This window comes from Halococcus thailandensis JCM 13552, assembly GCF_000336715.1.
GTDB lineage: Archaea > Halobacteriota > Halobacteria > Halobacteriales > Halococcaceae > Halococcus > Halococcus thailandensis.
Genome location: NZ_AOMF01000170.1, coordinates 1 through 10,847, shown reverse-complemented (window position 1 = coordinate 10,847; position 10,847 = coordinate 1). Strand labels below are relative to the sequence as shown.

At 66.1% G+C, this 10,847-nt stretch carries 10 protein-coding genes and 1 pseudogene; 4 read left to right on the top strand and 7 right to left on the bottom strand.

The genetic code is table 11. The features are described from left to right. Positions 1-260: 260 nt before the first annotated feature. Positions 261-1,316, bottom strand: coding sequence for an isocitrate lyase (gene aceA / locus C451_RS16190; protein WP_007742247.1), 1,056 nt, complete (start codon positions 1,314-1,316; stop codon positions 261-263). Between the two features lie 264 nt (positions 1,317-1,580). Here aceA and C451_RS16185 point away from each other — a divergent pair, with 264 nt between their 5' ends. After that, entirely contained in the window at positions 1,581-1,991 is a 411-nt protein-coding gene (locus tag C451_RS16185) for a DUF6789 family protein (RefSeq protein WP_007742246.1), read from the top strand. Positions 1,992-2,104: 113 nt separating this feature from the next. Next, positions 2,105-3,871 carry a cbb3-type cytochrome c oxidase subunit I gene (locus tag C451_RS16180; RefSeq protein WP_007742245.1) on the top strand — a complete coding sequence of 589 codons (1,767 nt, stop codon included), beginning with the start codon at positions 2,105-2,107 and terminating at the stop codon, positions 3,869-3,871. A gap of 1 nt (position 3,872) precedes the next feature. Here the strand turns inward: C451_RS16180 and C451_RS16175 are convergent, their stop codons facing one another. From C451_RS16175 to C451_RS16160, 4 genes are read right to left on the bottom strand one after another with little or no spacing between them, the layout of a single operon-like run. After that, positions 3,873-5,030, bottom strand: a complete 1,158-nt coding sequence (locus C451_RS16175) for a hypothetical protein (protein WP_007742244.1) — start codon at positions 5,028-5,030, stop codon at positions 3,873-3,875. A 53-nt stretch (positions 5,031-5,083) separates the two neighbouring features. Continuing rightward, the gene (locus tag C451_RS16170; protein WP_007742242.1) at positions 5,084-5,914 is read right to left on the bottom strand and encodes an MBL fold metallo-hydrolase; all 831 of its coding nucleotides are present in this window, start codon (positions 5,912-5,914) and stop codon (positions 5,084-5,086) included. Between the two features lie 47 nt (positions 5,915-5,961). Continuing rightward, positions 5,962-6,585, bottom strand: coding sequence for an HAD family hydrolase (locus C451_RS16165; RefSeq protein ID WP_007742236.1), 624 nt, complete (start codon positions 6,583-6,585; stop codon positions 5,962-5,964). Between the two features lie 55 nt (positions 6,586-6,640). Continuing rightward, a complete protein-coding gene (locus C451_RS16160; RefSeq protein WP_007742234.1) occupies positions 6,641-6,916 on the bottom strand; it encodes a 4a-hydroxytetrahydrobiopterin dehydratase in 276 nt (91 codons plus the stop codon). 183 nt (positions 6,917-7,099) lie between these two features. On the opposite strand from C451_RS16160, the gene dnaG reads away from it, so the two are divergent. After that, the gene (gene dnaG, locus C451_RS16155; protein ID WP_007742232.1) at positions 7,100-8,527 is read left to right on the top strand and encodes a DNA primase DnaG; all 1,428 of its coding nucleotides are present in this window, start codon (positions 7,100-7,102) and stop codon (positions 8,525-8,527) included. Here the strand turns inward: dnaG and C451_RS16150 are convergent. Both C451_RS16150 and C451_RS16145 read right to left on the bottom strand, forming a co-directional pair. Further along, positions 8,506-8,922 carry a GNAT family N-acetyltransferase gene (locus tag C451_RS16150; RefSeq protein WP_007742231.1) on the bottom strand — a complete coding sequence of 139 codons (417 nt, stop codon included), beginning with the start codon at positions 8,920-8,922 and terminating at the stop codon, positions 8,506-8,508. The two genes, dnaG and C451_RS16150, sit on opposite strands and share 22 nt — an antisense overlap. Further along, positions 8,919-10,283 (bottom strand): DUF92 domain-containing protein, encoded by a 1,365-nt coding sequence (locus C451_RS16145; RefSeq protein ID WP_007742230.1) that lies wholly within the window; start codon positions 10,281-10,283, stop codon positions 8,919-8,921. Before C451_RS16145 ends, C451_RS16150 begins: the two co-directional genes overlap by 4 nt. A 339-nt stretch (positions 10,284-10,622) precedes the next feature. Here C451_RS16145 and C451_RS16140 point away from each other — a divergent pair. Then, positions 10,623-10,847 (top strand): annotated as a pseudogene (locus C451_RS16140) (undecaprenyl diphosphate synthase family protein); the annotation flags it as partial.

The following is a 10,847-nucleotide window of genomic DNA, read 5'->3' as shown; positions in this document are numbered from 1 at the left end:
CTCGCGCTGCGGATCATCTTCGCCGAGTCCTCCTCGCCCTCGACCGCCGTCGGCGAGGTGAAAAACGTCCGCACGAACTTCCGCTCGTGGAGTCGCTTGTCGTGTTCTTTTTCTTTCATATCAGTAGATGGCTGTATCGCCGCCGGGCGTCGCTGGCTGGCTATACGTGCATTCGCTGCCACGTCGCATGGACACTCGCCCAATGGACCGACGGGGTACTGTCTGTTTCGATCCGACGACGCGAACGCCGTTCGTGGCGTTCAGTCGTCGTCGCCGTCGGCCTCGGCCGTCAGCGGATCACGCTCGTCCTCCGAGAACCCCTCCGACCCCTCGATGCGCGAGCGCGCCTCGGGATCGAACTCCATCTCGATGTCCTGGAACTTGTCGACGAAGGAGAGTTCGTGGTGGCTCTCGGTCTCATGGCCGAGATACTTCTCCTCCAGATCGAACTGGCCCTGTTCGGCGTTCTCCGCGAGGTTCTTCATGTCCTCGTAGGCGGCGTGCGCCCCCGAGTGCAGCGCGAACAGCGTGATGAACAGGTAGCTGTAGCCCAGATCACCCAGTTCCTGGAACGTGAGCGGGTCGTCCTGCTCGGACCACGCGAACGAACTGGAGTAGTTGAACGCCAGATCGAGCTCCGGATGGGTCTCGTGGATCGTCTCGGCGTAGTCGACGGCGTCCTCACGGCTCGGATCGGGCATCTCGGGCCAGACGATGTCGACGCCGGCGTCGGCGTACAGCCGCCCGCGTTCGAGATGTTCCTCCCAGTCACCGTTCGCGGAGCCGTAGGCGTCCGTGCGCGCGATGATCACCGTATCCTCGCTCTGCTTGGCGTCGACGGCGGCCTCGAAGCGCGCCTGTGCGTCCTCGCGCGAGACGATCTGCTTGCCCGCGATGTGGCCACAGCGCTTCGGCGTCACCTGATCCTCGATGTGGATCGCCGCGACGCCGGCCTTCTCGTACTCGCGGACGGCGCGCTGGACGTTGTGGATGCCACCGTAGCCCGTATCGCAGTCGGCGATCACGGGGAGGTTGGTGGCCTCGACCATTCGCTTGGCGTTCTCGACCATCTCGGTCATCGTCACCATCTCCAGGTCGGGGAAGCCGAACTGGCCCAGAACGGTCGAGTAACCGCTCATGTAGGCGGCGTCGTGGCCGGCCATCTCGGCGAGTCGGGCGTCGAGGGCGTGGTACATCCCCGGCGCGAAGACGTAGTCCTGTTCGTCGAGCATTGCGCGCAGCTCGCGGGCTGCGGGGTTGTCGACGTCCTTCGTGAAGACGTCCGTGTCTCCGATGAGTTCTTTCGGCGTTGGCATGGTTGGTCTCGTGGCGGCGAACGGACCCCAGACGGGGACGGCGCGACCCGCTCGCCGACCGCATCGGCACCGACAGCGAGGAGGGTAAAAACTGTTATGATCTTTTATGATAATATTCATTAGATGGTTTTGCGATGCGGAAGGCATCTAGCGGATATAAATGTCGGATGGTAGCATGGGGGAGGCGATGGACGAGGTGATCGATGGAGAGGTGCGCCGGCACGGATGACCGGACTTTTTCCTCCCCTCGACCGAAGGCCGGCCATGCACAGGGCGCTGCGTGCGGTCACCGGCGGCCTCGTCGGGACGGTGGTGTTGAGTGGATTCCTGCTCGTTCTCGACACGCAGGCACGCGGCACACTGTCGGTCGCGGCCGTCGTCGGCCGGTTTCTCGGCATCGATGGCCGGCCGCTGATCGCCATCGCGCTGTTCGCGATCGTCACCGTCGTCCTCTGGCCGGCGCTGTTCGTCGCCGTCGAGGGGTATCTCCCGTTCGGTCCCGATCCCGCAACCCGGGCGGTGGCCTTCGCCGCCGTCATCGGGATCGTGTTCGTCGTCGTCGGCCGCGGCTCGATCACGGGTCCGATCCTCGTCATCTACGTCGGCTTTTCCGTGCTCGCCCATCTCGCCTACGGCTTCGCGTTCGGCAGCATCTACGGCCGGCTCGCTGGCTGAACGGTCATCGATGGAACCGGTCAAACCAACGGGTGGACTCACGTTTATACACGGGGGGCGAGTAGGCGAGCCATGGTTCCGGATCGACGACCGGCAGCCGTGGAGGAACGGCCATGATCGGAGGTGGTATCGTGCTGACGGTCATCGCCGTCCTGCTGGTTGCAGGCGGGACACGGTTCCTGCAAACCAAAGGCTGGTCCGCGCCGATCCCGCGCCCCGACGGCGGCTATCTCTCCGGCGGTGAAACCGACACCGAACACGCCGAGAAACAGTCGGGTCTGCTGCGCTGGCTGACGACCGTCGATCACAAGGATATCGGTATTCTCTATCTCGTCTTCGGCACCGTGGCGGCGCTGTGGGGCGGTACGGAGGCGATGATGATTCGGACCGAACTGCTGACGCCGACGGCCGACGTCTGGACCGCAGCCACCTACAACGGCCTCTTCACCACCCACGGCATCACGATGCTGTTTTTCTTCGTCACGCCCGTCTTCTTCGGCATCGCCAACTACTTCCTGCCGCTCCTGCTCAACGCCGACGACATGGCGTTCCCGCGGATCAACGCCATCGCCTTCTGGATGCTGCCGCCGTCGCTGCTGCTCGCGCGGGCGGGGCTGCCCGCCGACGCGCTCGGTAAACTCCTCTCGACGGTCGGCGTGAAGATCCCGTTTCTCGAAGCGCTCCATCCCCCCGAGACCGGCTGGACGCTGTACGCACCGCTGTCGATTCAGAGCGGAAACCCACAGGTCGATCTGCTCCTGTTGGGCCTGCATCTGAGCGGTATCGCGACCACTCTCGGGGCGATCAACTTCATCATCACTATTGTCTCCGAACGTGGTGAGAATATCGGCTGGATGGATGTCGATATTTTCAGCTGGACGATGCTCTCGACCAGTGGTATCATCCTGTTCGCGTTCCCGCTGCTGGGCAGCGCCGTCATCATGATGCTGCTCGATCGGAACCTCGGGACGACGTTCTATCTCGTCGAGGGTGGCGGACCGATCCTCTGGCAACATCTGTTCTGGTTCTTCGGCCATCCGGAGGTGTACATCATCTTCCTGCCGGCCACCGGACTGGTCAGTTTCATCCTTCCAAAGTTCTCCTCGCGCAAACTGTTCGGCTTCAAGTTCATCGTCTACTCGACGCTGGCCATCGGCGTGCTCTCCTTCGGCGTCTGGGCACACCACATGTTCACGACCGGGATCGATCCCCGCATCCGCATGAGTTTCATGTTCGTCTCGCTCGCGATCGCCGTCCCGAGCGCCGTCAAGGTGTTCAACTGGATCTCGACGATGTACGACGGCCGGATCCGTCTGACCGCGCCGATGATCTTCGCCGTCGGCTCGATCGGGACGTTCATCATCGGTGGCGTCACGGGCGTCTTTCTGGCGGCGATCCCCATCGATCTCGTGGTCCACGACACCTACTTCGTCGTCGGCCACTTCCATTTCATCCTCATGGCGATCATCCCGATGATGATGTTTGCCGCGAGCTACTACTGGTATCCGATCATCACGGGGCGGATGTACGATCAGCTCCTCGCTCGCCTGCAGGCAGTGCTTACCATCATCGGCGTCCCGATAACGTTCGGCTCGATGCTCATCATGGGCGCGCTCGGCCTGCCACGGCGCTACGCCAACTACCCCGACCAGTTCGCCCTGCTCCAGCAGATCGCCTCCGTCGGTGCGTTCATCATCGGTATCGGTGTGTTGCTCTGGCTGTGGAACATGGTGCAGTCCTATCGCGTCGGCCCGCGCGTCCGCGACGCCGACGTCTGGAATCTCAAACGCGACGACGCCTTCACCCGAGAGTGGCAGTGGTTCGAGGAGAAACTCGCCGATCGCTACGGCACCGACGGCGGCGATCCCGACGACGACTGAGTCAGGACTCCTCGGAGACGCCGCCGAGCACGCTCGAAATCCGCTCGCGCCACTCCTCGATCTCCTCGACGTCCGCCCGGAGCTCCGCGACCGACTCCTGGGTCGTATCGACGGCAGCCTCGGTGTCGTCGATGTTCTCGTCGAGCGCCGCGATGTCGTCGGCGTTCGTCTCGACGGCCGCGTCGAGGCGCTCGATGGCCGCTTCGGTCTCGCTCGTCCGCTCGTCGAGCGCCGCGAGCCCGTCCTCGATCGTCGCGATCTGATCGGTCAGATCCTCGATGAGCTGGCGGGCCGGCCCGTTCTCGTCGATGAACTCCTCCAGCGCATCGGTGTAGGCTTCGAGATCGCTGATCCGCGACTGGAGATGAGTGAGACGCACTTCGCTGCCGGCGTCGTCGGCGTCGAGTTCCTCGGCGAGTAGCTCGCGATCCGCTTCCGCGAGGTCGCCAGCGCGGAGTTCGGCCGCCAGCGCCGCCCCGACGTCGCCTTCGGCAACGCCGACGCCGCCCGTATCGACCTCGCCGTCGCGTGGCTGTCCACCTGCCGTGTTCGTTCCACCGGCCTCTCCGGCTCCGTCCGCCGCAGCCGCTTCGGCTCCCGAGATGTCGACTTCCTCGATAGCGTCGCCGCCATCGGGATCCGAAACGTCGCGATCGCCGGCGATGACGTCGCGGGCGGCCTGGCTGCTGTCGCGACCCGACGTGGCGGCCGAAGTGTCGTCGGTATCCGATCCGTCGGCAGCGGTGTCGTCGGTATCAGCTCCACTCTCGGCATCGGCCACTTCGGTAGTCGATCTCTCGCCGTCGGGATCGCCGATCTCGACCGTCGGATCGGTCATGAACCGTTCGGGGTCGTGATCGTCGGTTCGCACGCCGTAGACCGTTCGATACTCTTCGTCGGCCGCGAGGCGGTGCTCGAAGACCGCGCTGTCGCCCTCGACGGTCCAGTCGTCGCCGCCGTAGTCGGGATGGAAGCCGAGATCCGCCGCCGGAACGTCCTCGGGGATGGAATCGACCAGCCGGACCGTCGCCTCGTCGTTGCGCTCCGAACGGAGGCGGAAGTCGACCGTCGGGACGGGGAACTCCTCGGTTTCGTACGATTTCATGAGCGTGATCCCGTCCGCGGTGATCGTCCGTTCATCCGTGTCAGAATCACTCATACCGAACGGTCGGTCACGATCCTCTTAAACGTTCAGCGCCGTATCACCGGTCCTCAGAGTTCGATGCGATCGCCGATCTCGACGATTTCGAGATCCGCGGGGTCGTCGTAGCTCCGAGCGTGGTGAGACAGCGCCGTCGGGTCGGCCGTCAGCCCCTTCCACATGTCCCAATGGGTGGGCACGAGTCGATCGATCCGGAGCTGTCCGGCGGCTTCGACGATCTCGTTTTCGTCGCAGTACCAGCGTTTTTCGGTCAGTTCGCCGGTCTGTTTGTCGGGAAGCAGTCCGGTCGAGCCGAACGCGAGCACGCCGAGATCGATCTCGTGGCGTTCGCCGACGGCTTCGAGGCTCGCGTCGGGTTTCGTATCGCCGCCGTGGAAGAAGGTCCCCGCCGGGTGATCGACGACGTAGCTCACCGGCTGGGTGGCGTCGGGATCGTGTGCCGTCTCGACCGTGACGGTGAATTCGCCGAGTTCGACCGTGTCCTCGACCGCCAGCTCGGCGAGCTGGTCGGCTGCAACGTCCCACTCGTCGGTCCAGGTTTCTTCCTCGCGCGCGACCGCGATGCTGTCGGCGGGGCCGTAGAACGTGGCGTCGGTGGCTTCGAGAATCGGGGCCTGCGAGGGGCCGTGGACGTGATCGGTGTGTTCGTGCGTGGCGAAGATCGCGTCGGCTGCCCTAACGTCGCTCGGTGCGAACGGGACGGGGATCATGCGCACGGTCCGCGGCGGGTCGCCCGTCCCGAGATACGGGTCGATGAACAACGTCGTCTCGCCGTCCGTGATCGCGAAACCGTTACAACCGAGATACCAGAGCGCGACACCGTCGGGGTCGGCAGCGTCGATCTCGCGAACGAGCCAGTCGTCCCAGTCGCTGTGGACCATACCGACACCGGGCGAGCGAGTCGCCTAAAACTCCCGATCGACCCGGATCAGACCGGGAACCGTGAGATGCGGTGATCACCACGGACGCAGCGCCCGCGACGCTCGTGGCCGTGGCGTTCGAGATGGATGCCATCGAGACCGGCGTTCCACGCCGCGCCGACGTCGTGAGGTCCGTCGCCGACGAGCACGCCCTCGTCGCCGGCGACGCCCATCTCCTCGACCGCCAGCCGGACGGGTTCGGGATCGGGTTTCCAGCCGAGATCGCTCGTACAGCAGACGACCGTCTCGAACCGGCCGTGCAGATCGAGTTCGGAGAGAACCGGCTCGGTGAGATAGCGCTGGCAGTGGGTGACGATCCCGACCGGGACGTCGAGCGACGCGAGGAAGGCGGCAGCATCGTCGTAGACGAAGGTCGCCGCCGCGCGGGCGTTCGGATCCTCGATCGCGTGGAGCGTCGACCAGAAGCGCTCGGCGTCGATCCCCCACGCACGGAGCTGTTCGTCGCGGAACCCGCCGAGGCCGTTCCAGAGCGTGTGCGCCTCGCGGTCGTCGAAGCTGTAGCCGAGGCGGTCGCCCACGCGGTCGAACAGCCGACGGACGTACGTCCACTCGACGTCGACGAGCGTGCCGTCGAGGTCGCACAGCCAGAAGTCGTACTGGGGTAGCTCCATCGGACTTATCGGATACGCACGCGACCCTCATAGCTGTTCTGCCGGCAGTACACGCTCACCGTGCGTCGTCGAAATGCTCGGCCATCTGGATGTCCTGATCGGTGACGCCACCCTCCTCGTGGCTCGTCAGCGCGATCGCTACCTCGTCATAGCGGATCGTGATCTCGGGATGGTGGAATTCCTCGTCGGCGATCTCGGCCGCCTCGCTCGCGAATTCGACGCCGTCGAGATACTCGTCGAACTCGTAGGTGCGGACGATCTCGTCGCCCTCCTGGTTCCACCCTTCCGGCGCGCGGTCGTCGATCTCCTCGTCGGACAGGACGTCTGCCATGGCCGGAAATGGAACAGGAGAGGAATAAACGTTGGCCGTCGAGACACGACAGCCGACGTGCGTCGGACGGAAAGCTGGGGATGGCGGTAGGTATATCCGTTCAGGCGGGCGAGTACGAAACGTATCAGTGTCGCAGTTCATCACGATCACAAACCGACCCCGACAGGGGCACACCACTCAGATATGGAGGATACGGACAAATACCTGATTCACGCGGACGTCACCGCCGACGGAGTCGTCGAGCGCAACGACGTCGTCGGTGCGATCTTCGGCCAGACGGAAGGACTCCTGGGCACCGATCTCGACTTGCGGACGCTCCAGCAATCCTCGAAGGTCGGCCGCATCGACGTCAGCATCAACTCACAGAACGGCCAGTCGTTCGGCCGCATCACTATCGCCAGCGGGCTCGACAGGGTCGAGACCGCCATTCTCGCGGCGTCGCTCGAAACGATCGAACGCATCGGCCCCTGTCGCTCGACGGTCGACGTCGAGCGCATCGAGGACGTCCGGGCCGCGAAACGCCGCGAGGTCGTCGAGCGCGCCAAAGGGCTCCTCGGGGCCTTCGAGGAAAGCACGATGAGCTCGGCCGAACTCGTCGAACAGGTCCGCGAGAGTGCACGCACCGGCGAGGTCGTCGAGTACGAAGGACTGCCGGCCGGGCCACGGGTGGCCGACGGCGACGCGATCACCGTCGTCGAGGGGCGCGCCGACGTGGTCGTCCTCCTCGAATACGGCATCAAGAACGCCGTCGCCGTCGAGGGGACCAACGTGCCCGACGCGGTCGCGACGCTCACGACCGAGCGCACGACGACGGCGTTTCTCGACGGCGACCGCGGTGGCGATCTCATCCTGAAGGAACTCGCCCAGGTCGGCGAGGTGGAGTACGTCGCGGTCGCACCCGCCGGCAAGAGCGTCGAGGACCTCTCGCGAGAGGAGGTCCACGAGGCGCTGCGTGGAAAGGTCGCCCACGAGCTCGTCGCCGAGGCGGGCAGCCCCCGCGAGGCCGTCGCCGCGACCGACGGCAGCGCTCGACCCGCGCCCGCGACCGACCGCGCCGCACCCGCGACGGCCGAGCCAGCGGTTTCGGAACCCGGAGAAACGACGACCGCCGAGGGCGAGCCATCACCCGCTCGCCCACCCCCGACGGACGCCGGGAGCGGGGCAGCCGTCGAGTCGGCCGTCGAACCGACCGGCGAAGCGACGGCCGACCCGACCGAATCGGTCGACGAGGACGAATCGGCGGCCGGGGACGAATCGGCGGCCGGGGACGAACCCTCGTCGGAGGAAGGGGTCGAGGAAACCGACGAACCGGCGACGCTCGGCGCACACGTCCGGAACGTCATCGACGACGAAACCGAGCAAACACGGCTGCTCGACGGCGATTTTTCCGTCATTGGGACCGTCCCGGCCGCGGAGACGTTCGACGCGGTCGCGGAGGCGTCGGCGGTGCCCGTAGCAGTGGTGATCGACGGCGAACTCGACCAGCGCGTGCTCGACGTGGCCGCCCAGCGCGGCGTCGAGCAGATCGTCGCGCGCTCGACCGGCGAGTTCGTCAAACGACCGACCGACGTGCGCGTACGGACTGCCGATCAGCTCCGGTCGTCTGACTGATACACCATCGCCACGCCGTCACCGTGTTCGTAGTGATCCGGAAGGAAACGATCGAGCCGGAAGCCGTGGCGCTCGTAAAACCGTCGCGCACGCTCGTCGTCCGCGCGTGCGGTGAGCCGACAGTCGTCATCGTTGTCGAGAACGGCCTTCAGCAGCGCCGAGCCGTGGCCCGCGTTGCGATAGCCGGGCGCGACGGCGAGTTCGGCGAGATGCGTCGGATCGCTACCGACCGCGAGCGCGTAGCCGACGGCCGTCTGGCCCGAAACGAGCACGCGCCCGGGTCCGGTGATCGCCGTTTCGAGCAGCTCCGGCCAGGTCGATGCGAGCGATGCCGACTGGATGGCGAGCAGGCGCGGGCGATCGGCGGGCGTGGCCGATCTGATATGATGGCTCATAGCGCCGCGAGACCGGTAGCCGCGGCGAGCGCCGCACAGACCAGCGCGGCCGCGAGCGTGGCGAGGAAGTTCACCGTCTGATTGCCGATACGGCGGTCGGCGAACGCGAGGCCACCGAGCACACCGGCGAACAGCTCGCCGACCGCCCGATTTTCGAAGCGCGCACCGAGCAGGCTGTCGACGACCATGCCGGCGATGCCCGCGAGTGCGACGGCGATCGCGCCCGCCGGCGAGATCGGGAGGAAGAGAAAGCCGAGCACGGCGATGAGCAGCGAACCGAGCAGGCCCGCGACGACCCCCTGCCACGTCACGCCGCCGTCGGTGCCCGGTGGGACTGGTTCGAGCGTCGTGATGAGCCGGGGCGTGTCGAACAGCCCACCGATCTCGCTCGACAGCGTGTCGGCCATCGCCGCGGCGAGCGAGCCAGCGAAGGCGAACACGAAGGGGCTGCCCGTGAGCGGCAGCATCGGGCTCGCGGCGTAGCCCAAGACGGCACCGAGCGCGACCGCGGAGTTCGCGAGCACGTTGGCGCTGCCGCGCGCGCCGTCGTTGCCCTCGGCGAGTCCGCGCTTTCGTTTCCGGTCGTAGCGGAACTTGCCGGCGAGTCCGCCACCGCCGAAGAAAGTGATGAGCAGCGCGAACCAGCCGAACCCGCCGAGAACGACCATCAACAGTCCCGCGAGCACGCCCGTCACCATCCCGGTGATCGACGCGGTGTCGAGCGCGTAGGCGAGCGCGCCGAAACCGGCCGTAACGAGAAGCGCGAGCGCGACACTGATCGGGGTGATCGTCGGTTCGAGCGCGGCCAGCAGCCAGAGCAACAGTCCCATCGAGAACAGCACGAGCGGATCGTCGCGGACGAACAGCGCGAGGCGGACCAGCGCGCCGAGCAGCGCGGCACTCGCAGCGAAAAAGACTGCCAGCGCGGGCGTCGGTGCCGGGGCGACGAGTCCGACCGCGAGCTGACCGAATACGCCGGCGAGCGTCCCGCCGACGATGAACGCGACCGTGGCGGCGACGGGTTCGTGTCGGCGCTGGCGAGCCGCCGCCTCGGCGAGGTTGCCACCGGAGAGCACGAGCACGCTGGCGACGAAGACGAAGACCGGCATGCCAAACAGGGGGGCGAACAGCGCGAGGCCGGCCGCCGCGAGCGCGAAGCCCGCCAGCCCGTAGAGCCTGCGCTCCTCGTGATCGCCGGGCCGGGCGAACAGTTCGAAGGCCGGCCCGTCCTCAACGACGAACGCCGCGAGTGCGGCGACGACCACGAAGGGAGCGGCGGCGGCCGGTCCCAACAGCGGGGCGGCGAGCGAGAGCGCGCCGACGAGCGCGAACGCGCCCGCCCGCCGAAGTGGCCACGTCACTGCCCGTCGTTTCCCCGATAGCTACTTAACGCTCCCGAAGCCGCCAGCGACCGCCCGTCAGCCATTCCCAACCGAAATCGACCGCCGTGGCGCGCGATGAATCCGGCCGGAGGCCGGAGAACGCGCGAGGGATGAGCGAGCGAAGTGAGTGAAGCGAACGCAGCGAGCGAATCGGTTGGGGAGGTATGTGGGCTGTGCGGGGCGGTGCGGTCTCTCATTATCGTCTGCATTCCGTCGTCGCTGCTGTAATCACCAACCGAGAATGAATCCTGAGAGCGATAAACGATAGTTCGTCGACGAAACGTGAAGGCTTAGGCGAATCAACCGCTCGGTCCCACTGTGGGACTGTACGACCGCTATCTCGCCGCTCGCATCCGCCGCACCGAGGCCCCGCTACCGGGCTGTGTCGCGGTCGTCATCGCCGAGCGCGATCTGCTCGAAGACGGTGCCTATCGGACGGTCGAGGAGTTCTTCGAGTGGGCCTTCGAGTACGACGCCGACTGCGTGCTGGTCTACGTGAGCGTGCTCGATCTGTCTCTTATACACATCTCTGATGGCGCGAGG